Annotated in this window: 21 protein-coding genes and 1 riboswitch; of the genes, 5 read left to right on the top strand and 16 right to left on the bottom strand. The window is 64.9% G+C overall.

Annotation, left to right across the window (positions count from 1 at the left end; translation table 11 throughout):
* Positions 1 to 132 precede the first annotated feature (132 nt).
* The 4 genes from RTN46_RS08265 to RTN46_RS08250 all read right to left on the bottom strand — a co-directional run bounded on the left by RTN46_RS08265 (position 133) and on the right by RTN46_RS08250 (position 2,659).
* Positions 133 to 1,437: an Nramp family divalent metal transporter gene (locus tag RTN46_RS08265; protein WP_312180486.1), complete on the bottom strand. Its 1,305-nt coding sequence runs from the start codon at positions 1,435 to 1,437 to the stop codon at positions 133 to 135.
* Positions 1,438 to 1,524: 87 nt separating this feature from the next.
* The gene (locus tag RTN46_RS08260; RefSeq protein ID WP_312180484.1) at positions 1,525 to 1,959 is read right to left on the bottom strand and encodes a PIN domain-containing protein; all 435 of its coding nucleotides are present in this window, start codon (positions 1,957 to 1,959) and stop codon (positions 1,525 to 1,527) included.
* Entirely contained in the window at positions 1,956 to 2,081 is a 126-nt protein-coding gene (locus RTN46_RS08255; RefSeq protein ID WP_312180482.1) for a hypothetical protein, read from the bottom strand. Before RTN46_RS08255 ends, RTN46_RS08260 begins: the two co-directional genes overlap by 4 nt.
* 28 nt (positions 2,082 to 2,109) lie before the next feature.
* A riboswitch (SAM riboswitch) is annotated at positions 2,110 to 2,235 on the bottom strand.
* A gap of 220 nt (positions 2,236 to 2,455) precedes the next feature.
* Positions 2,456 to 2,659 carry a cold-shock protein gene (locus RTN46_RS08250; RefSeq protein WP_312180480.1) on the bottom strand — a complete coding sequence of 68 codons (204 nt, stop codon included), beginning with the start codon at positions 2,657 to 2,659 and terminating at the stop codon, positions 2,456 to 2,458.
* 206 nt (positions 2,660 to 2,865) lie between these two features.
* Here RTN46_RS08250 and glsA point away from each other — a divergent pair, with 206 nt between their 5' ends.
* Positions 2,866 to 4,680 carry a glutaminase A gene (gene glsA / locus RTN46_RS08245; protein ID WP_312180478.1) on the top strand — a complete coding sequence of 605 codons (1,815 nt, stop codon included), beginning with the start codon at positions 2,866 to 2,868 and terminating at the stop codon, positions 4,678 to 4,680.
* Between the two features lie 255 nt (positions 4,681 to 4,935).
* On the opposite strand, the gene RTN46_RS08240 is transcribed toward glsA, so the two are convergent.
* The 5 genes from RTN46_RS08240 to RTN46_RS08220 all read right to left on the bottom strand — a co-directional run bounded on the left by RTN46_RS08240 (position 4,936) and on the right by RTN46_RS08220 (position 8,150).
* Complete coding sequence (locus tag RTN46_RS08240; protein ID WP_055240158.1) at positions 4,936 to 5,139, bottom strand: cold-shock protein; 204 nt, start codon at positions 5,137 to 5,139, stop codon at positions 4,936 to 4,938.
* 241 nt (positions 5,140 to 5,380) lie between these two features.
* Complete coding sequence (locus tag RTN46_RS08235; RefSeq protein WP_312180474.1) at positions 5,381 to 5,926, bottom strand: YetF domain-containing protein; 546 nt, start codon at positions 5,924 to 5,926, stop codon at positions 5,381 to 5,383.
* 75 nt (positions 5,927 to 6,001) lie between these two features.
* Complete coding sequence (locus RTN46_RS08230) at positions 6,002 to 6,472, bottom strand: thioesterase family protein (RefSeq protein WP_312180473.1); 471 nt, start codon at positions 6,470 to 6,472, stop codon at positions 6,002 to 6,004.
* 60 nt (positions 6,473 to 6,532) lie between these two features.
* Positions 6,533 to 7,522: an LLM class flavin-dependent oxidoreductase gene (locus RTN46_RS08225; protein WP_312180472.1), complete on the bottom strand. Its 990-nt coding sequence runs from the start codon at positions 7,520 to 7,522 to the stop codon at positions 6,533 to 6,535.
* A gap of 145 nt (positions 7,523 to 7,667) precedes the next feature.
* Positions 7,668 to 8,150 carry an SRPBCC domain-containing protein gene (locus RTN46_RS08220; RefSeq protein WP_312180470.1) on the bottom strand — a complete coding sequence of 161 codons (483 nt, stop codon included), beginning with the start codon at positions 8,148 to 8,150 and terminating at the stop codon, positions 7,668 to 7,670.
* A 111-nt stretch (positions 8,151 to 8,261) separates the two neighbouring features.
* On the opposite strand from RTN46_RS08220, the gene RTN46_RS08215 reads away from it, so the two are divergent.
* Positions 8,262 to 8,999, top strand: a complete 738-nt coding sequence (locus RTN46_RS08215) for a DUF72 domain-containing protein (protein WP_312180469.1) — start codon at positions 8,262 to 8,264, stop codon at positions 8,997 to 8,999.
* A 72-nt stretch (positions 9,000 to 9,071) separates the two neighbouring features.
* Here the strand turns inward: RTN46_RS08215 and RTN46_RS08210 are convergent, their stop codons facing one another.
* Genes RTN46_RS08210 through RTN46_RS08195 form a run of 4 tightly spaced genes read right to left on the bottom strand, consistent with a single transcriptional unit; the run spans position 9,072 to position 13,215 of the window.
* Complete coding sequence (locus RTN46_RS08210; RefSeq protein WP_312180468.1) at positions 9,072 to 9,869, bottom strand: ABC transporter permease; 798 nt, start codon at positions 9,867 to 9,869, stop codon at positions 9,072 to 9,074.
* 30 nt (positions 9,870 to 9,899) lie between these two features.
* Positions 9,900 to 10,844: an ABC transporter permease gene (locus tag RTN46_RS08205; RefSeq protein ID WP_312180466.1), complete on the bottom strand. Its 945-nt coding sequence runs from the start codon at positions 10,842 to 10,844 to the stop codon at positions 9,900 to 9,902.
* Positions 10,844 to 11,998 (bottom strand): ABC transporter ATP-binding protein, encoded by a 1,155-nt coding sequence (locus tag RTN46_RS08200; RefSeq protein WP_312180464.1) that lies wholly within the window; start codon positions 11,996 to 11,998, stop codon positions 10,844 to 10,846. The genes RTN46_RS08205 and RTN46_RS08200 overlap by 1 nt, the downstream gene beginning before the upstream one ends.
* Positions 11,999 to 12,003: 5 nt before the next feature.
* Positions 12,004 to 13,215, bottom strand: coding sequence for a spermidine/putrescine ABC transporter substrate-binding protein (locus RTN46_RS08195; RefSeq protein WP_312180463.1), 1,212 nt, complete (start codon positions 13,213 to 13,215; stop codon positions 12,004 to 12,006).
* Between the two features lie 244 nt (positions 13,216 to 13,459).
* On the opposite strand from RTN46_RS08195, the gene RTN46_RS08190 reads away from it, so the two are divergent.
* Genes RTN46_RS08190 through RTN46_RS08180 form a run of 3 tightly spaced genes read left to right on the top strand, consistent with a single transcriptional unit; the run spans position 13,460 to position 16,717 of the window.
* A complete protein-coding gene (locus RTN46_RS08190) occupies positions 13,460 to 13,924 on the top strand; it encodes an Lrp/AsnC family transcriptional regulator (protein ID WP_312180504.1) in 465 nt (154 codons plus the stop codon).
* Positions 13,921 to 15,330, top strand: a complete 1,410-nt coding sequence (locus RTN46_RS08185) for an aspartate aminotransferase family protein (RefSeq protein WP_312180462.1) — start codon at positions 13,921 to 13,923, stop codon at positions 15,328 to 15,330. Before RTN46_RS08190 ends, RTN46_RS08185 begins: the two co-directional genes overlap by 4 nt.
* Before the next feature lies 1 nt (position 15,331).
* Positions 15,332 to 16,717, top strand: coding sequence for an FAD-dependent oxidoreductase (locus RTN46_RS08180; RefSeq protein ID WP_312180461.1), 1,386 nt, complete (start codon positions 15,332 to 15,334; stop codon positions 16,715 to 16,717).
* Between the two features lie 88 nt (positions 16,718 to 16,805).
* On the opposite strand, the gene RTN46_RS08175 is transcribed toward RTN46_RS08180, so the two are convergent.
* From RTN46_RS08175 to RTN46_RS08165, 3 genes are all read right to left on the bottom strand, one after another.
* Entirely contained in the window at positions 16,806 to 18,398 is a 1,593-nt protein-coding gene (locus RTN46_RS08175; protein WP_312180460.1) for a multidrug ABC transporter permease, read from the bottom strand.
* Positions 18,395 to 19,330, bottom strand: a complete 936-nt coding sequence (locus RTN46_RS08170; protein WP_312180459.1) for an ABC transporter ATP-binding protein — start codon at positions 19,328 to 19,330, stop codon at positions 18,395 to 18,397. Before RTN46_RS08170 ends, RTN46_RS08175 begins: the two co-directional genes overlap by 4 nt.
* A 57-nt stretch (positions 19,331 to 19,387) precedes the next feature.
* Positions 19,388 to 19,786 (bottom strand): helix-turn-helix domain-containing protein (locus RTN46_RS08165; RefSeq protein ID WP_312180458.1); only part of this gene is annotated, 399 nt, incomplete at its 5' end.

Raw genomic sequence — 19,786 nt, 5'->3', positions numbered from 1 at the left:
TGGTTTGCAGCACGTGGATGGGCTCTCCGTACTTATTTCTGAACTAGGTTTTTCCCTCGTGGAAGCGCATCTAATGCGCTAAACTGCCCTGCCGGGTTTGACCCCGGCAGGGCAGGTCAGGTCCGCTCCCTCCTAGCCGCCAAAGACCGGTGCCAGTGCCTTCCAGGCCTGCTGGATTCCCAGGAAGATAAACAGCAGGGCGGTGATGCCCAGGGCGATGTTCGTATGCAGGCGGTTGGCCCATTCCTTCGGAATGCGCTTGCCGTTGAGCAGGCCCAGGAGCGTCAGCGCCAGGAACGGCATGAACAGCGAACCGAGGACGCCGTAGGCCAGGATCAGCCCGATCGGCTGCCCCAGCGCGAACAGGATCATCGGCGGGAAAGTCAGCCACAGGACGTAGAACTTGAAGTACTTCCCGCCGATGCGGGTGTCCTTATGCCCGGATTCCTTGCCCCGCATGTTGCCCCAGAAATCGGCGAACATCAGGGAGACTCCGTTCCAGACGCCGATGATCGAGGAGAAGGAAGCTGCCCAGAAGCCCACGAGGAACCCGGTGCCGACGAAGTCTCCGTACTCCACCTTAAGCACGGCATAGAGATCCAGCAGGCCTTCGTCGCCCGCGCTAAGCGAGATGCCGGCGGTGCGGACAACCTCAGCACCCACGATCAGCATGGCGACGACGAAGATGCCGGTCATCACGTAGGCCATGGAGTTATCGATCCGCATGACCTTCATCCACTTGGGCGTGTACCAGCCCTTTTCCCGCAGCCAGTAGCCGTAAGCGGCAAGCGTGATGGTTCCGCCGACACCGCCGGCCAGCGCCAGGGTGTAAACGACGCCGCCCTCGGGAATCATCGGAACCAGCCCGGTCAGCATCTCGGGAATGTTCGGCACGGCGATGACCGCCAGGCCGACGACGGTGACGAACATCAGGCCGACCAGGACGGCTGTGATCTTCTCGAACGTGGCGTACTTGCCGAACCAGACCATCACGAAGCCGGCCAGGCCCATAAGAATCGCCCAGGCCCATAGCGGGAGGACCGGAAACACCGCGGCGAGCGGCAGGGCAGCGGAGGACATCGCCGTCGCGCCGTAGACGAAGCCCCAGATCATGATGTACGGACCGAAGTACCAGGTGGTCCAGCGTCCGAGGGATCGCCAGCCTTCGAAGATGGTCTTTCCGGTAGCCAGCGTGAAGCGGCCGGCGCCTTCAACCAGGATGATCTTCAGGACGACACCGAGGACAACGGCCCACAGCAGTCCATAGCCGTAGCGGGAACCGGCCACGAGGGTCGCAACCATGTCTGCCGCGCCTACGCCCGTGGCTGCAACCACAAGCCCGGGTCCAACAATCTTCCATTTGGCGGGGGCGCCACCGTCGTCGTCTATGCGCTCGGAGTGTGGAGCGGCACCCGCATGGGGGTTGTGTTCAGCCATCGGCCAATGATTCCTAACGTGCGAGAGGCCGCGGCCGGGAAATCAGCGCGGCATTGTGCTGGGGGTCACCCGGGACAATGAATTCTCTCACATGCCTTGTGCGGCGCCGGATGGTCGAAAGGGGCTGACCGCATAGGCTCCATAGGCCGCAAAGGCCGCGGTTTCCGGCGTTATCACTGCCAGTCCGTTCTCCATAGCGGTTGCTGCAATCAGGGAACGCAGGGCCCCCCGGGTGTCCCCGGGCGGTGTCTCAGCTGACTGCGGCACCTCCGGCAGGGTCCGCCAGCGCAAGGCCACCTGGTGGTCGACCGGAAGGATGTTCCCGGAGAAGCGCCGAATGAGTTCGTCAAGCCAGCCGGCCGGATTCTCCGGTGAGTCCAGCTCGCCGATTGTCACGGCAGAGACAAAAACGCGCAGATGGCTTCGGCTGCGCAGGAAGCTGACGACGTCGGGGTCCGGTGAGGCGCCGCGGACCTCGGCCACCACCGGTGTATCAAGAAGCAGTCCGGCGGGACCGCTCATGCTGCGGTGGCCGGGTCGCCCAGGAGGAAGCTGACAAACGCTTCCCGGGCACTGACCATGGCCTCATATTCCTGGAGGCTGACGGCTTGAAGGGAAGACGTGCTGGAAGCAATGGTGTGCATGGGTGCGGCGCCGTGCGCCGGTCCTTTCGGCGTGCTCTTGCCTGGCACCGGTTGCCGCTGGGGCGAGTGCAGGCCGCTTCTTCATCCGAACCACCCAACGAGCGTGGGGTTGGTATGCGGCCAAGTCGGAGCTTGGCGGCCGCAGTTCTTGAAGCTGTTTGGAGTATAGCCGCATTAGCGGTTGTTGTGTGTTGCATTACAGTCGAGGTCATGTTCACCGGGCCAAGGTGGGAGCCGGGGCTGGCAGCCGGGGCCGGTGGTCGGCAGCCACAGTCCTTAAACAACAGGTGCAGGACCCTTAAACAACAGGTGCAGGACGGAAATCCGTCCTGCACCTTTGTCCAGCTGGCCCGTGAAAGGGCCGAAAGTCTTAGTTAGACAACCTGGATGTTTACCGCCTGGGGGCCCTTCGGCCCCTGTTCGGTATCGAAGCTAACCTTCTGGTTCTCTTCGAGGGAGCGGTAGCCGCTCGCGTTGATGGCGGAGTAGTGGGCGAAAACATCGGCGCTGCCGTCATCGGGCTCGATGAAGCCGAAGCCCTTTTCGGAGTTAAACCATTTCACGGTGCCTGTTGCCATTTTTAATCATCCTTCTTATGCGAAACATCCCCGACCGTCGGAGAGCTTCCAGCTGCGGTGCCGACCGCGCGTTCGACAAAAAAACGGCTTAGCCCTGGATCCGGGTTCGCCGCTTGAATACAGAGCGCCAGCACAACAACTGGGGCAAGTATACACAGACGCCATGGCAGCGTCACGGGCGTTTCAGCCTCCCCTAGGCTGGGAGGATGGACTCCCCCATCGAGCACTACCTGCAGCGCATCCACGCCGAGATTTCCGACCTCAAGGACGGGAAACCCTACAGTTCCATCCCCGCGATGGCGAATGTCAATCCGGACCATTTTGGGATCGTCCTGGCCACCGCAGACGGTTACGTCTACGAGGTGGGAGACACCCGTGAAGAATTCAGCATCCAGTCGGTGTCGAAGCCGTTCACCTATGGGCTGGCGCTGTCGGACCGCGGCATGGACGAGGTCGATGCCAAAGTCGACGTCGAGCCTTCGGGTGACTCCTTCAACGAGATCTCCCTCGCCGAAGGAACCGGCAAACCAGCCAACGCCATGATCAATGCCGGTGCCCTGACCGCCACCTCCCTTGTTCGCGGCGCCGGGGGCAACTCCCGGTTCAAACGGATCCTGAATACTTACTCGGCCTTCGCCGGCCGCCAGCTGTCCGTCAGCGAACGCATTTACCAGTCCGAACTGAAGTACGGGCACCGCAACCATGCGCTGGCCTACCTGCTGCGCAGCTTCGACATCATCGAATCGGATCCGACGCCGGTTATCGAGGACTATTTCCGCCAGTGTTCCGTTATGGTGACTGCGCTGGACCTGGCAATGATGGCCGCGACGCTCGCCAACAGCGGCCGGAATCCGCTGAGCAACGAACAGGTCCTGGACATCGCTCCGGTGGAGCGCGTGCTCTCGGTCATGGCGACGTGCGGCATGTACGACGACGCCGGGGCCTGGATGAGCAGCGTCGGGATGCCCGCGAAATCCGGAGTCGGCGGCGGAACCATCGCCGTACTGCCCGGACAGATTGGCCTTGCTGTTTACTCCCCGCCGCTGGACCGCCATGGGAGCAGCGTCCGAGGAGTCGCCGTCAGCCAACGGCTTTCCCACGACCTGGAACTGCACTTCGTGCGGGCCGGGCGGACCGGCCGTTCCGCGCTCCGCGCCGCCTACGACATCGGGTCCACGCCCTCGGGTATCCGGCGAAGCGAGGAAGCCGCCGCCCTGCTCCGGGCAAATACCCACCGCGCCCGGGTGCTCGAGCTCAACGGAGACCTGCTCTTCGCCGGTGCCGAGACGATGGTCCGCGAGCTCGCTACCCTCCAGGACGACGTCGAAGTGGTGGTCCTGGACCTGCGCAGCGTGGACGAGGTCTCCGGAGTGGCCCTGCGGATGTTCGCTGAAGCGGCCACGATGCTGGCGGAGGACGGGAAGCAGCTGGCTCTGGTGGATTCGGCCGGCACCGTCTCGGCCGAGCTGGCGGCCAATGGGCACCCTGTCCCCTCCTTCAGCACGCGCTCTTCCGCGGTCGAATGGTGCGAGGACGCGTTGCTTGAGCGTTACGGCGCGGACCTGGTCCAGCCGGAGCGGATCCATCCTGCGGATTCCCCTGCCCTCGCCCCGCTGGGTCAGGAAACGGCCAGGGTCCTCGCCGAGCGGATGGAGGAGCTCTCCTATAACGACGGCGATGTGATCCGCCGGATCGGCCAGCGGTTCAGCGGCGTGTACTTTATTGCCTCCGGCCACGTCCAGACGCTGATGCCCGGACCGGATGGAAACCGCGTGAAACTGAACCGGCTGGGTGCGGGCATGACCTTCGGTGAAATGGCGCTCGGAGATGACAAACGCCAGGAAACCACGGTCAAGGCCGACGGCGCGGTTCAGGTGTGGCGGCTCCCAGCCGAGGAGATCGCCCGGATGGAAGAGGAAGAACCCCGACTGGCCCTGCAGTTCTGGCGGGCCCTGACCCAGGACGCCTACACGAGGGTTGAGCAGTACCTGCGGGAGACAGCGGTACGGGTCCAGGACTAGGCGTTCGCCCTCCCCCGGGGACAACCCGCGGGAGGGTCCCCGGCAGGGGGCTCCGATCGGCGCCCCGGCGGGGTGTCTCCGGGCGGTGCCCCGGCGGGGGTGTCTCCGGGCGGTGCCCCTGCGGGGTGTCTCCGAAAGGGCTTCGCGAAGCGTGTCCCTCACAGGCGGGTGCTTAAACAAGAAGAGCAGGACGGTTGCCCGTCCTGCTCTTCTTTTTAGATACCTGCCTTTACGGCGGTGTCTAGGCTTCTGAAATTAGAGGCCCTGGATGTTCGTGGCCTGCGGGCCCTTGGGGCCCTGCTCGGTGTCGAAGGAAACCTTCTGGTTCTCTTCGAGGGACTTGTAGCCGCTGGAGTTGATAGCGGAGTAGTGAGCGAAGACGTCGGCGCTGCCGTCGTCCGGCTCAATGAAGCCGAAGCCCTTTTCGGAGTTGAACCACTTCACGGTACCTGTAGCCATTTTTAATACTTCTTTCTGTTCGAAACCACACCCCGACTTTCGGGGGGTTTCAGTCGCGGTGTCCCTTTTACCGCTTCTACAGAAAAAGCGGCTAGCCCGTCTGGGTTTCGCCGCTTGAAATACAAAATGCGCAACACAACAACTGAAAATGACTATACACGACTTTCCCCCAGAGTGCTACACCCGCCCTCGCCACCGCGCTGGACTGGCCTCCGGTGGGCCCCCGAGATCCTTCAGAACGTCACTCCGGCCGCAGCAGTTCCGCTGGAATCCGGTCCCGGTCCCGGATCGTCCGCAGCAGGGCACGCTCGATGGGAAGGCCGCGGCGAAGCACACTGACATCCCCCGTCGGTTCCAGGATGACCAGCGCGATTTCGGAGAAGCTCCGGATGCCGGCCTGGCGGAGTTTGAGGTAGAGGTCGTCCTCCTGGATCCGGGCCCGTTTCAGTCCGTCGGCCAAGGTCTTCTCGCCTGCCATCAGCAGGATCGGTTTGCTGCCCAGGTACGCTCCGCCTTTTGTCCGCCGCAGGTAACCCTCCAGCCGCAGCATGCCGAACATGGTTGCCAGTGCGATGACGCCGGCGGTAAGGGTGGGCGTGTACCCAAGCACCACCCGTCCCAGGACAGACCCCAGGGCAATGACGATCGCCTTGTCCAGCGTTGACCAGCTGGCCAGGGCCCGCTGCCCGAAGCCGCGGACCAGTAGAAAGAAAGCGAGGTAGATACCGAAGGCCGAGATGATGACCCAGAGCGCCTCAATGGGAGTAATGCCAAGGCTGTTCCACACGGTGAGTCTCCTAACGGGTGGCGATCCCCCGTTAGCCCAGATTAACCCGCGGAGCCTACTCCGGGCACTGGTTCATCAGGCGAAGACGGAATCCCCGGAGAAGGGGCCGACCAGCTCCCGCTGTTCCGGGCTCACGCGTTGCAGGCGGCCGGAAACACCGTCCACGAAGGCCAGCGTCGTTTCCGCCTTAACGCAGGGCACGCCGGTCACCGGATCGGAGACCAGGTAGGAGACTCCAAGGCTGGCTCCCTTGAGGGAGCTGATCCAGATGTCGACGTCGGCAGGGACGTTGCGGTACTCCAGCGGCGCCAGGTACTTCACCCGATGCTCGGACACCAGTGACTGGGTGTTCTCCGGCACCGCATTGAACAGGGCGACCGGCGGTTCCGTGCCCGGAGCGCCCGTCCCGCCGGGAGGCCCGAACGCCAGAATCCTTGCTTCTTCAAGCATCCGCAGCACTTCCACATTGTTGATGTGGCCGTAGGCGTCCATGTCTGACCAACGCATTGGTACATTCACGCGGATGACATGGGCAGACTTGTTCATGGATTCGATTCTGGCATACGGACCAGCCACGCCCGGTGGCGGTTACGCCCCAGGCAGCGGTTACGCCCCGGCGGGCTGTATCGCCTCTGCCAGGAGCGTGAAGGAATGCAGCCGCTGCTCGAGGGTGGCCGCGTGCGTGGCGACAATCAGTTCGTCAGCCTGGGCATGCTCAGCAAACCAGTCCAGGTACTCCCGCACCTGCACGGGGGTTCCCACGCCGGAATAGTGGCCCATCATCTTCACGTGCTGGCCCGCAGGGGAATCGAGCACCAGGTCCGCTTCTTCGTCCGTGTACGTCCGGTCCTTGCCCAGCAGCTGGGTGACCCGGCGACGCTGGGACTGCAGGAAGATCTCCTGGGCCTGTTCGGACGTGTCCGCGGCCAGCACGTTGACGCCGGCGATGACGTAGGGCTCGGCCAGCTGCTCGGAGGGCTGGAATTCGCGGCGGTACAAGGCGACGGCGTCCTGCAGTGCCTGCGGGGCGAAGTGCGAGGCGAAGGAGTACGGCAGGCCAAGGGCGGCTGCCAGGCGTGCCCCGAACAGGGAGGAGCCCAGGATGTAGAGCGGCACGTTGGTGCCCTTCCCGGGGATCGCGTCGATGCCCGGGATCAGGCTGTTGCCGGTCAGGTAGCCCTGCAGTTCCTGGACATCGCGGGGAAAGGTGTCGGCGGACATTGGATCGCGCCGCAGTGCGTGCATGGTCTTCTGATCGCTGCCGGGTGCCCGTCCCAGGCCCAGGTCGATGCGTCCGGGGTAGAGGGATTCCAGGGTGCCGAACTGCTCCGCGATGGTCAACGGGGCATGGTTGGGCAGCATAATGCCGCCGGCGCCGAGGCGGATGGAAGACGTGTTGGCACCGATATACGAAATGAGCACGCTGGTGGCCGATGATGCGATGGTCGGCATGTTGTGGTGCTCGGCGTACCAGATTCGGCGGTAGCCCAGCTTTTCGGCATGCTGCGCCAGGGCAAGGCTGTCGCGGAAGGACTCTGCAGCGGTTCCGCCCTCTTCTATGGCTGCGAAGTCGAGGATGGAGAGCGGGTACGGCATGGAATGCTGGCCTTTCGAGTGTGCGTCTGGTTCCGCCCGTGCGTCAGGTTCGGCTGAAAAGCCGTTCCTTTAGCCAGGCATAGGGTGCAACCTCAAACGGGCCCGGGTTATTTCAACGGAGTCCGGGTACTGCCCCGGGGACGGGTTATTCGTGGCGAGCCAGGAATTTGGACAGCCGGTTGAAGGACTGGTTCCAGCCGATCTCATGGCCGTCCCTGTCCTCGGTTCCCGGGAAAGGCCCCTGCCGGAAAGTCATCTGTGTCCCGCCGTCGTGCGGCTCCAGATCCACCGTGATCAGGGTGAGGTTGCTGGCCGGGGTACCGTCGGGTTCCTTCCACTGCTGGGTCATGGAGAGGTGGTCCGGCGGGTCGAGCCGTTCGAGTGTGCCGCCCCACCACAGTTCCTCCCCGGTGCCGGTGTTGATCATGCAGGCCTCGTAGATCCCGCCTTCCCGGTCATCAACACTGACCCGGTCTGCCGGGACGGTGAATCCTTCCGGGCCCCACCAGTCACTGGCGTGGGCCAGGTCCGCCCAGGCGTCATAGACCACTGCGGGTTCGGCAGCGAAGTCCCGGACCATGTGCAGGTACGTTCCCCGGCCGGACCCGCGTTCTGCTGGCTGTGCCATGGTGTGCCCTTCCTTCAGGAATTGCGGCGGTCCCTTTAAGTGTGCGTCCGCACGCAGTGGCGGGCACTTAGGATCCGCCGGTTTTCCGCCCGGAGGCGTACGTTGGGCAGGATGAACAGGATTCGGGTCGGAACCTCCGGCTGGACCTACAACCACTGGCGCGGTGAGTTCTATCCTCCGGGCGTACCGGCTGCCAAATGGCTGGAATACTACGCCGCTCACTTCGACACCGTGGAGTTCAACGGCAGCTTCTACCGCTGGCCTAGGGAAGAGGCGTTTGCCCGGTACCGGACCCGGCTGCCGGAAGGCTTCGAGTTTTCCGTCAAGGCGCCCCGCGGCCTGACACATGCCCGGAAACTGCGTGACCCCGCCGTCTGGATCGCGCGGATTTCCCGCTGCTGGCAGGAACTCGGAACCCGTGCCGGCGTGCTGCTCCTTCAGCTTCCACCGGATCTGGTGCGCGACGACGCCCGGCTCGCGGCGGTACTCACGGCCCTTCCGGACGGTCTCCGGGTTTCGGTCGAATTCCGGCATGACGGCTGGAATGTCCCGGAGGTCTTCCGCCTGCTCGCGGAGCACAACGCGGCCTACTGCGTGATGAGCGGCGCCCAGCTGCCCTGCCTCCTCGAAGCCACGGCCGACTTCGTCTACGTCCGGCTGCACGGACCGGACCAGGACACCCTCTATGCCGGGTCCTATTCCGAGCCTGACCTGCGGTGGTGGGCGGACCGGATCCGGGAATGGCAGGTAGCCGGGAGGGACGTTTATGTGTATTTCAATAACGACGGCGAAGGCGCCGCGGTGCATAACGCGCGGCGCCTTCGGGAACTGCTTGCCGGGTCCGGATAGCCCTCGGTCAGTCGCCGGCGCAGCGAGCCTGGGGTGCAGGTCAACGTGCCCGGCGGCCACCCTACCGGGAGGTCAGCGTGCTGCGAGCATTTTCGCCCGCCGGTGTGAGAGAACCTGGCCGCCGATCACCACGAGCAGCGCCACAATGAACATGGCTGAGCCGATCACGTTGGCCTGCGCCGGGATGCCCCGGGTTGCGGCGACGTAGATGAACTTGGGGAAGGTATCCACGTTGCCTGAGTTGAAGTTAGTGATGATGAAGTCGTCGAAGCTCATCGCGAAGGCAAGCAGGGCGGCTGCCACGATGCCGGGCAGCAGCAGCGGGAAGGTGACCCGCCAGAAGGCCTGTGCCGGGGAGGCATACAGGTCTCCGGCCGCTTCCTCCAGTTTCGGGTCCAGGCTGGCAACCCGGGCTTTGACTGTCACGACCACAAACGAGATGCAGAACATGGTGTGGGCAATGATCACGGTACCCATTCCAAGCTCGGCGCCCAGGTTCAGGAACTGCGCCAGCAGGGATGCGCCCAGGACCACTTCCGGGGTGGCCAGCGGCAGGAAGATCAGCATGTTCGCCGTCGCATTGAACCTGAACCGGTAGCGGACCAGGCCGATGGCGATCGCCGTACCCAGTGTCGTGGCGAGGATCGTGGCGGTGAATCCGATCTGGAGGCTGTTGCCCAGCGCCTGGCAGACGTCCGGAGCGCCGCAGGGGTTCTTCCAGTTCTCCAGCGTGAAGCCGCGCCAGGTGAGGTTGGTGCGGCCGGCGTCGTTAAAGGAGAACGCGAACACGTAGGCAATTGGAACCAGCAGGAAAAGGAAGGCCAGCCCTCCGAACACCGGCACCAGCCAGCGGCCTAGTTTCTGTTTCATCGACTTGCCTGTTTCATCATCATCTGTCCCTTACATCAGTTCTTTGGTGCCGAAACGCCGGACGTACAGGATCACCAGGAACAGGATCGCCAGCATCAGCAGGAAGGACAGGGCAGAGGCGCCCGGGTAGTCCACGACCCGGAAGAAGCGGGAGTCGATGACCTGGCCGATCATGGTGGTGTTCTGGTTATTACCCAGCAGGGCAGCGTTCACATAGTCACCGGTCGCGGGGATGAAGGTCAGCAGGGTTCCGGCCATCACGCCCGGTAGGGAGAGCGGAAAGGTGATCTTCCGGAACGTGGTGAAGCCGTTCGCGTACAGGTCCCCGCCGGCCTCGATCAGCCGGGTATCCAGCCGTTCCAGGTTGGCGTAGATCGGCAGCGTCATAAACGGCAGGAAGTTGTACGTCAGGCCGCAGATCACGGCGAATGCCGTGGCGGTGAGCCGGCCGTCGTCGGGCAGCAATGCGAGCGCGCGGAGCACGGAGACCACCGGCCCCTCATCGGCGAGGATCTGCTTCCACGCCTGGGTGCGCAGGATGAAGCTGGTGAAGAACGGCGCGATGATCAACACCAGCAGGATGCCCTTGAGCAGCTTGCGGTCCCGGAGCCGCACGGCCACCAGGTAAGCCATCGGGTAGCCGATCACCAGGGCGGCCACGGTCGCGATCAGCGCAAACCCAAAGGAGCGCAGAATCGCCGGCCAGTAATCCTGCAGGACCACCAGATAGTTGCCGAACTCCAAGGCAGGAACAAACTGCCCGACGTCGGCCCCTTCCGGTTTGACGTACAGGGAGGTCGCCAGCAGGGAAACCACCGGCAGGGCGAAGAACAGGAGCAGGAAAATAAATCCGGGGAGGATCAGCAGGTAACCGACCCGTCCGCGGCGCTTGCCCGCTTCTTCTTCGGCAGCACTGGGGCCGGCGCCGGTACCTGTGGTGGAACTTCCGGCTTTGCCCGCGGCCAGCAGCGCCATCAGAGGCCGCCCTCTCCCGCTCCGGCCTCGCGGTCCTCGCTTCCGCTCAGGCCGAAGGCGTGGGTGGGATCCCAGGCCAGGCGGACCCGGTCGCCGTCGTGGAACAGGGCGCCGCCGTGATTCTGCGCGAAGACTCCCACGGTGCCGATGCCTTCGGCCTCCACGAGGTATTCCGTGCTGGCGCCGGTGAACGACGCGTCAAGCACCACGCCCCGGATGGCGTCCTGTCCCTCGGCGTCCAGGTCCGCTGCCATCCGCAGTTTCTCGGGACGGATGCCCACCAGGATCTTGCCGGAGTGGTCCGTGGCGCGGTTCTTCAGCAGGGTCAGCGCGTTGCCCGCAACGTCCAGGTGCAGGAACTCCCCAGCGTCACCGGTCACCGTGGCCGGCATGAGATTGGATTTGCCCAGGAAGTTCGCGACGAAGGCTGTTCGCGGAAGGTCGTACAGTTCCTGCGGCGGGCCCATCTGCTCAACGTGGCCGTGGTTCATCACGGCCACGGTGTCGGCCATGGTCATGGCCTCTTCCTGGTCGTGCGTGACGTGGACAAAGGTAAGTCCGACTTCCGTCTGGATCTTCTTGAGTTCCACCTGCATCTGGCGGCGCAGCTTCATATCCAGGGCACCGAGCGGCTCATCGAGCAGCAGCACGGCCGGCCGGTTCACCACTGCCCGGGCCAGTGCCACGCGCTGCTGCTGGCCGCCGGAGAGCTGGGCCGGACGGCGGGCCGCCAGGTGGCTCAGTTCCACGAGTTCCAGCGCCGTTTTAGCCTGCGCCTCGGCGTCGCGGATCCTGCGCCGTTTAAGTCCGAACGCCACGTTGTCCAGCACGCTCATGTGCGGGAAGAGCGCGTAGTTCTGGAAGACGGTGTTGACCGGGCGCTGGTACGGGCTGGTTCCCGTAATGTCCTTGCCGCCGATGCTGATGCTGCCGGCTGTTGGCTGTTCCAGGCCGGCAACCATCCGGAGGGTGGTTGTTTTTCCGCAGCCGGAGGGGCCAAGCAGGGCGAAGAAGGAACCGGACGGGATGACCAGGTCGAGGTTGTCGACGGCGGTGAAGTCGCCGAAGCGCTTGGTGACCCCGGACAGCACCAGATCCGCGCCGGTCCCCTCGGCGGCGGCGCCCGTGCCGCGGGAAATTTCTGTTGTACTCATTTGCCCTAGCTGCCGATCGCTGTCTGGAACCGGTCGCTGTAGTCGGTCTCTTCGTCGGCGGTCAGCGTCCGCACAACGTGGGCGCCGGCCAGGAACTCATCCGACGGGAAAATCAGCGGATTTTCGACCAGCTTGGGGTCGATGGCCTCCATGGCTTCGCGTGCCCCCTGCACCGGGCAGATGAAGTTGACGTACGCTGCCACGGTGGCTGCATTGACCGGATCGAAGTAGTAGTCCATCAGCTGTTCGGCGTTGGCCTTGTGGGTGGCACCGATCGGAACCAGCAGGTTGTCCGACCACAGGGTCCCGCCGGCCTCGGGGATGGCGAACTCCCACTTGTCGCCTTCCTCGAAGTTCAGCTGGGTGATGTCGCCGGACCAGCCGATGACGGCCAGGGCGTCGCCCGAGATGAGGTCCTCCTTGTAGGAGTTGCCCTTCACCTGGCGGATCTGCCCGTCTGAGATCTGCTTGGAGAGGACGTCCAGTGCGTTCTCGAACTCGTCCTCGCCCCAATCGCCGGTGATATCCACGCCGTTTTCCAGCATCAGCAGGCCCATGGTGTCCCGCATCTCGTCCAGGACCTCCACCCGGCCCTTCAGCTCCGGAGCCCAGAGATCGGAAACGTTCTTCAGCCCCTTGGGGAAGGCTTCCTTGTTCCAGACGATCCCGGCGAATCCGGACTGCCAGGTCAGGGAATGCTTGCGTCCCGGGTCAAAGTCAACGTCCTGCAGGCTGGAGAGAAGGTTCTTGGAGTTGGGAATGTTCGCCAGGTCCAGTTCCTGGGTGTAGCCCAGGCGGATCATCCGCGCGGCCATCCAGTCCGTCAGGGTCACGATGTCCTGGCCGATGTCCTGGCCGGCGGCAAGCTGTCCCTGGACCTTGCCGAAGTAGGTGTCGTTGCCGTCCACGTCCTCGGAATAGTTCGCCTTGATGCCGGAAGCTGCGCTGAAGGCTTCCAGTGACGGGTACTTCTGCGTGGAGTCGTCGTAGTCCAGGTACAGCGTCCAGTTCGCCCAGTTGACGGTCTTCTCGGTGTCGGAAAGATCGGCCGCCGGGCTGGGCTTCGACGACTCGTTGCTGGTCCCTCCCCCGGTCCCGCAGGCGGCGAGCATGCCGGCCACCGAGAGGCCGCCGGCGCCCAGCAGCAGGTTGCGGCGCGATAGCTGGGCGTTGATGATGCTCCTGAGCATCGGATCGCTCACGGGGCGCTTCGACATAGTGACTCCTAGGTGGCACGACTGCACTGCGGACGGGTTGTTGATCGATAGTGCCAGACGAATTTCAGGGTCTACAAGCATTTCGTTGTAAAACTTTGGTTACACCACGGTTTCCAAAAAAATATGCAGCTATAACCGCGTTATCAGTTTCCTGAAGCCTTGATTTCGAATGAAATAACAGATTCAATTGCTAGCAATCGCACGTCGCGAGCTCGTGAATCCGCACCTGGAGGTGGAGAAGACCATGGAATCCGCAGCTGGAAGCCATTTCGTCGACGACATCTCCAAGGCGATCATCGAGCAGCTCCAAGCAGACGGACGCCGTTCCTACGCCGCGATCGGCAAGGCCGTTGGCCTCTCCGAAGCGGCTGTACGGCAACGGGTCCAGAAACTGAGCGAGAGCGGCGTGATGCAGATAGTGGCCGTGACGGATCCCCTGCAGCTGGGGTTCCCACGGCAGGCGATGCTGGGCATCAAGGCCCATGGGGACGTTCTGGCGGTGGCCGACCTCGTGTCAGCCATCGACCAGGTTGCCTACTGCGTCGTCACGGCCGGATCGTTTGATCTGCTGGCCGAAGTGGTGTGCGAAAGCGACCGGGACCTGTTGCTGCTGGTGAACAACATCCGCAGTATTTCCGGCGTTTCAAGCACCGAAACCTTTATGTATCTCTCCCTGCGCAAGCAGGCCTACAACTGGGGCACCAGATGACTGAAACCACTGTCCAGCCTTCCACCTCCTCAACCACGCCGCGCGGCACGGACCGCCAGCAGGCGGCCCGCGACCACCTGTGGATGCACATGGCCCGCCACTCGGGACCGGTATCCGGCGGACACGTTCCCATCATCACGCGCGGCAAGGGACACCTGATCTACGACGACCGGGGGCACGAGCTGATCGACGGCCTGGCCGGGCTGTTTACCGTCCAGGTGGGCCACGGCCGCGAAGAACTGGCAGAGGCCGCTGCCCGCCAGTCCCGCGAGCTTAGCTTTATGCCGCTGTGGTCCTATGCCCATCCCCCGGCCATCGACCTCGCCGAGCGGCTGGCGGCCGGAGCTCCGGGTGACCTGAACCGGGTCTTCTTCACCTCCGGCGGCGGCGACGCCGTCGAATCCGCCTGGAAGCTGGCCAAGCAGTTCTTCAAGCTGACGGGCAAGCCCACCAAACACAAGGTGATTTCCCGAGCCGTCGCTTACCACGGCACCCCGCAGGGCGCCCTGTCCATCACCGGTATTCCGGACATGAAGGCTCCGTTCGAGCCGCTTGTCCCCGGCGCGTTCCGGGTGCCGAACACCAACCAGTACCGTGCCCCCGCCGGCCTGGAAGACCCGGAGGCCTTCGGCCGCTGGGCGGCCGACCGCATCGGCGAAGCCATCGAATTTGAGGGCCCCGACACCGTTGCCGCCGTCTTCCTGGAGCCTGTGCAGAACTCCGGCGGCTGCTTCCCGCCGCCCCCCGGCTATTTCAAGCGCGTCCGGGAGATCTGCGACCAGTACGACGTCCTGCTGGTCTCCGACGAAACCATCTGCGCCTTCGGCCGGATCGGTTCCATGTTCGCCTCGACCGACTTCGACTATGTTCCGGACATCATCACCTGCGCCAAGGGCATCACCAGCGGCTATGCACCGCTCGGCGCGATGATCGCCTCCGACCGCCTGTTCGAGCCGTTCACCAAGGGCGACACCACCTTCTACCACGGCTACACGTTCGGCGGGCACCCCGTCGCCGCCGCCGTCGCCATGGCGAACCTGGACGTCTTCGACGCAGAGGACCTCAACAACCGCGTCAAGACGAACGCCCCGGCCTTCCGCGCCACGCTGGAGCGGCTGAAGGATCTGCCGATCGTCGGTGACGTGCGCGGCGAGGGCTACTTCTACGGGATCGAGCTGGTCAAGGACAAGGCCACCAAGGAAACCTTCTCCGATGAAGAGTCCGAGCGGCTGCTGCGCGGCTACATCTCCACAGCACTGTACGACGCCGGCCTCTACTGCCGTGCCGACGACCGCGGAGACCCCGTCATCCAGCTGGCCCCGCCGCTGACCATTGGCCAGCCGGAGTTCGACCAGATCGAATCCATCCTGCGGACAGTGCTCACAGAAGGTCTGAACCACCTCTGATATGGGTATCTCCACAGCTCCCGTGAACGGCAATGTCTCCTTCTGGTACGCGGAAACCGGCCTCCCGGATCCGCGTCCGCACCTGGGCGGAGACCTGCGCGCGGACATCGCCATCGTCGGTGCCGGCTACACGGGGCTGTGGAGCGCCTATTACCTGAAAAAAGCCCGCCCGGACCTGTCCGTGGTGGTCCTGGAATCCCGTTTCGCCGGTTTTGGTGCCAGCGGCCGCAACGGCGGCTGGCTGACCAACAGCATCAGCGGTGGACGCGGGCAGTACGTTAAGTCGCACGGCCGCGCCGTGGTGGGGCGGTTCCAGGAACTGCTCAATGAAACCGTTGACGAAGTGATCCGGGCTGCCGGAGCCGAAGGGATCGACGCCGGCATCGTCAAGGGCGGCGAGCTGAACGTGGCCCGGAACGAGGCCCAGCTGGGACGCCTGAAGGCCCTGGCCATCGAGGAGTCGCAGTGGCCGGAGGCCGGCGCCCGCCTGCTCGACGCCGGTGAAACGGCCGAGCGGCTGAACATCGCCGGCGCGCTGGGCAGCATCCACCAGCCGCACTGCGCCCGCATCCATCCCGCCAGGCTGGTGCGTGGGCTCGCAGACGCCGTCGAATCCCTGGGCGTACCCATTTACGAAGACACTCCGGTGACGGAGATCCATCCTGGACAGGCGGTGACCCCGCACGGGACCGTCAGCGCCAAGTACATCCTCCGCGCGACTGAGGGCTTCACCGCCAACCTGCGCGGGCTGCACCGCGAGTGGCTGCCGATGAACTCCTCGATGATCGCCACCGAGCCCCTGCCGGCGGCGGTGTGGGACGAAATCGGCTGGAACTCCATGGACACCGTGTCTGATCTGGCGCACGCCTACATGTACGCCCAGCGCACCTCCGATGGCCGGATCGCGCTTGGCGGCCGCGGAGTCCCCTACCGTTTTGGCTCCCGCACGGACAGCGACGGCGCAACGCAGCCCGAGACGATCACCAACCTCACTAACCTGCTGAAGGACATGTTCCCGGCGGCATCGGACGCCCGGATTGAACACGCCTGGGCCGGTGTCCTGGGTGTCCCCCGGGACTGGAAAGCCACCGTGGGCCTGGACCCGCAGACCGGCCTGGGCTGGGCCGGCGGTTATGTGGGCACCGGCGTCGCAGCCACGAACCTGGCCGCGCGTACCCTCCGCGACCTCATCCTGGCACCGGGCAGCGAACTGACCCGGATGCCCTGGGTCAACCGCAAGGTCCGGCGCTGGGAACCCGAGCCGCTGCGCTGGCTCGGCGTGAAAACCATGTACGCCGCGTATTACGCCGCCGACCGGGCCGAGAATGCCGGCCGGGCAACGACGTCGCCCATCGCCAAAGCCGCCGACATGGTTTCCGGCAGATAGGGTTCCGCGCGGGTACTCATTTAGCGGGCGGTCGGGACGACTAGCTGGCAGGACGATTAGCTGGCGGGTCCCTTACCTGGCGGGTCCCTTACCTGGCAATATCCCGCCGGCGGAAGCCGGCGAACCCAGCCAGCACCAGCACCGCGGTGACCAAGGTGACCCAGAGCAGCCCACTCAGGTCGGGACTCTCCGTTCCAACGGCGGGAACGTGCCAGAACGGGCTGATACCCAGGGCCCAGTCCGGCAGGCGGAAGGTGGGGCCCAGCAGTGTCAGCGCGAAGGAAATCAGCACCCCGGCCCACGCAGCGATGCTCACCCTGGGCCGGACACCGATGACAAAGACCGCCACCGCAGCTGCCGTCCACACCGCCGGAACGGTGAGGGCAGCTTGCAGGAAGGCATCCCCAAAAACCACCCCGGAATCCGACCCGGCGGAGACGGCGGCGATCACCGTTCCTGCGATCAGCGTCAGGACGGTCGAGAGTGCCAGGGCGGGGACAACGTTGGCGGCGTAGTACCTGGACCTGCCGAGCGGAGTGGCCAGCAGCGGCTCCACCCGGTCTGAGATTTCCTCCGAACGCACCCTGAGCATCGCCTGGACCCCGGCGACGGCGGCGATAATGCCCACCAGGCTCAGGATGGTCCGGAGAAAGGATTTCGTGATCTCGGCAGTGGTTGTGGATCCGGCTGCCAGCAGCGACTGGGCGCCCTGGTTGGAGCCGAGCAGGTCCTGGATCGACGTCGACAGGTAGCCGAACACCGTCCCCAAGGCGAGGAACGCGATGCCCCAGGTGATCGCCGTCGCGCGGTTCAGGCGCAGGGCCAGCGACCACGGTCCGCGCAGCCTGCCGGTGCCCGGCCCGGGTTTCGGTGAAATGGCGCCCTGGCCAAAGTCGCGGTTGAACTGGATCACGAAGGCAAGGGCCACGAGCACGAGCATCAGGGCCACCACCAGGAGCAGCGGCCACCAGGTGTTCGTATCCGCGGGGCGGGTCTGGCTGATCCAGCCCATGGGGTTTATCCAGGCGGTCCATTCCGGAGCCGCAAGCGCTTCCAGGACACCGCGGAGGAGGAACAGCACACCGAGCGCACTCACGGCGACGCTGTTGGCGGTGTGCGCTTCGGCGGCGAGCTGGGCGCTCACCGCCGCCACACCGGCGAAGAGCCAGCCGCTCGCCGTGAAGGTGGCTCCGAGCAGCAGCGACGCTCCCCACGATCCGCCGCACAGGCCGGTGACCACAGCCGCTACAAGGCCTACGAGCACGGTGCCGAACAGCGCCAGGATAACCCCTGACATCAGCCGGGTTCCGCGGCCCATCACGCCGGAGGCGAGGAGTTCGGCCTGCCCGGAATCCTCTTGTCCCCGGGTAGAGCGGGTTACAGCGAAAATGGCAGCGAGGGCAGCCATAAAGCCGCCCAGGGCCAGGCTGCGCCACGCGTTGAATCCATCAACAGTAAGGAGGTTGTTCGCCTGCCCAAAAATGATGCTCAGCGCCGGATTGGAGCCGACGGCGGCGGCCAGCCCGGCGCGCTCCTGCTCCGTGGGGAAGATCAGGGGATACACCAGGACGGAGGATGCCGAGAGAGCCGTCACGATGACGATCCAGGGCAGGAAATTCCGCCCGTCGAACCGGACGGAGGCCTTCAGCAGGGCCGGGGTGCCGGTGAGTTGGCTGCTCATGCCGGTTCGGGTCCCGACTCTGCCTCGTACAGGCTCAGGAACAGGGTTTCGAGCGACGGCGGTTCCACACTCAGCGCGGTCAGTCCCAGGCTGCTGAGGACTGCCATGGCACGGTCCAGATCGGCGGCCGCCACGGTTGCGGTCAGGTTCCGGCCGTCAATGCGAACATTGTGCAGGCCCGGGACCCCGTCCGCTTCCGGAGCCCGTTCCAGGGTGGCATGCACGGTGGTGCGGGCCGTACCCCGCAGCTCCTGCAGGGTGCCGGTGCGGACAGTGACACCCTCCCGGATAATGCTCAGGCGGTCGGCCAGGTTCTCGACTTCCGCGAGGACATGGCTGCTGAGCAGCACCGTGGTTCCGCGTTGCTTGGCCTTGATGAGCTCGTCCTGGAAGACGTTCTCCATCAGCGGGTCCAGGCCGCTGGTCGGCTCATCGAGGATCAGCAGCTCAACGTCTGCTGCGAGCGCTGCCACCAGTGCGACTTTCTGCTTGTTGCCCTTGGAATACTGCCGCCCGCGCTTGCTGGGATCGAGTTCGAAGCGCTCCAGGAGTTCGGCCCGGCGCTTCGCGTCCAGTCCGCCGCGCAGGGAGCCGAGTAGATCGATGGCTTCCCCGCCGCTCATTCCCGGCCAGAGGGACACCTCGCCGGGCACGTAGGCGAGCCGGCGGTGCAGCGCGACGACGTCGGCCCAGGGATCGCCGCCCAGCAGACGGACCGTGCCGGCATCAGCTTTCAACAGGCCCAGGAGCACCCGGATGGTGGTGGACTTTCCTGCACCATTGGGGCCGAGGAACCCATAGACCTGCCCCTTCTCGACCTGCAGGTCCAGGCCGTTGAGGGCGCGGAACTTTCCGAAGGACTTCTGCAGTGCCTCAATCTCTATCACGTGGCGCTCCGCTGGCACGGTGACCTCCTGTGTAGACAGGTCCATTCTGCACGCTCTACAGGGTTCCGCAGCCACGGCGGCAAAACTCGCGCCGTCGCCCCGCTACCCGGCCGCGGGAAGTAACTGCAGCTGGCGGAGCAGGATCGCAACGTGCAGCGAGGTCCGGGACTCGGGATCGTCCAAGGAGACCCCCAGCAGAGCCTCCAGCTTCTCCAGCCGCGCATAGAGCGTGGGGCGGCTGAGGTAGCCGCTGCGGGCCAGCTCCGTCTTGTTGCCGCCGCACTCGAGGTACCGCTGCAGCAGTGCCAGGTCCTCCCCCGCTCCTTCCCCAAGCACGCCGCGCAGTTCGGCGGCTGCGAAGGACACGGCCCGGGGATCCTCCCGGAGCAGCGCCAGCAGCCCGCGCAGCCGCACGTCCGTGGTGCGGAAATACCGACGCCCGACGGCGGAGAGGGTACCCGCGGTCTGCGCCACGTGGGCGGCCTCATCGAGCCCTGCCGC

Source organism: Arthrobacter sp., from assembly GCF_031988865.1.
GTDB lineage: Bacteria > Actinomycetota > Actinomycetes > Actinomycetales > Micrococcaceae > Arthrobacter_B.
This window is presented reverse-complemented; position numbering and strand designations above follow the sequence as displayed.

Coding starts and splice junctions, on each gene's coding strand:
- RTN46_RS08195 (WP_312180463.1), bottom strand. CDS start 13,215: ATGTCGAAGCGCCCCGTGAGCGATCCGATGCTCAGGAGCATCATCAAC.
- RTN46_RS08240 (WP_055240158.1), bottom strand. CDS start 5,139: ATGGCTACAGGTACCGTGAAGTGGTTCAACTCCGAAAAGGGCTTCGGC.
- RTN46_RS08230 (WP_312180473.1), bottom strand. CDS start 6,472: ATGAACAAGTCTGCCCATGTCATCCGCGTGAATGTACCAATGCGTTGG.
- RTN46_RS08205 (WP_312180466.1), bottom strand. CDS start 10,844: ATGGCGCTGCTGGCCGCGGGCAAAGCCGGAAGTTCCACCACAGGTACC.
- RTN46_RS08175 (WP_312180460.1), bottom strand. CDS start 18,398: ATGAGCAGCCAACTCACCGGCACCCCGGCCCTGCTGAAGGCCTCCGTC.
- RTN46_RS08180 (WP_312180461.1), top strand. CDS start 15,332: ATGGGTATCTCCACAGCTCCCGTGAACGGCAATGTCTCCTTCTGGTAC.
- RTN46_RS08265 (WP_312180486.1), bottom strand. CDS start 1,437: ATGGCTGAACACAACCCCCATGCGGGTGCCGCTCCACACTCCGAGCGC.
- RTN46_RS08250 (WP_312180480.1), bottom strand. CDS start 2,659: ATGGCAACAGGCACCGTGAAATGGTTTAACTCCGAAAAGGGCTTCGGC.
- RTN46_RS08210 (WP_312180468.1), bottom strand. CDS start 9,869: ATGAAACAGAAACTAGGCCGCTGGCTGGTGCCGGTGTTCGGAGGGCTG.
- RTN46_RS08225 (WP_312180472.1), bottom strand. CDS start 7,522: ATGCCGTACCCGCTCTCCATCCTCGACTTCGCAGCCATAGAAGAGGGC.
- RTN46_RS08185 (WP_312180462.1), top strand. CDS start 13,921: ATGACTGAAACCACTGTCCAGCCTTCCACCTCCTCAACCACGCCGCGC.
- RTN46_RS08260 (WP_312180484.1), bottom strand. CDS start 1,959: ATGAGCGGTCCCGCCGGACTGCTTCTTGATACACCGGTGGTGGCCGAG.
- RTN46_RS08190 (WP_312180504.1), top strand. CDS start 13,460: ATGGAATCCGCAGCTGGAAGCCATTTCGTCGACGACATCTCCAAGGCG.
- RTN46_RS08220 (WP_312180470.1), bottom strand. CDS start 8,150: ATGGCACAGCCAGCAGAACGCGGGTCCGGCCGGGGAACGTACCTGCAC.
- RTN46_RS08170 (WP_312180459.1), bottom strand. CDS start 19,330: ATGGACCTGTCTACACAGGAGGTCACCGTGCCAGCGGAGCGCCACGTG.
- RTN46_RS08200 (WP_312180464.1), bottom strand. CDS start 11,998: ATGAGTACAACAGAAATTTCCCGCGGCACGGGCGCCGCCGCCGAGGGG.
- RTN46_RS08255 (WP_312180482.1), bottom strand. CDS start 2,081: ATGCACACCATTGCTTCCAGCACGTCTTCCCTTCAAGCCGTCAGCCTC.
- RTN46_RS08215 (WP_312180469.1), top strand. CDS start 8,262: ATGAACAGGATTCGGGTCGGAACCTCCGGCTGGACCTACAACCACTGG.
- glsA (WP_312180478.1), top strand. CDS start 2,866: ATGGACTCCCCCATCGAGCACTACCTGCAGCGCATCCACGCCGAGATT.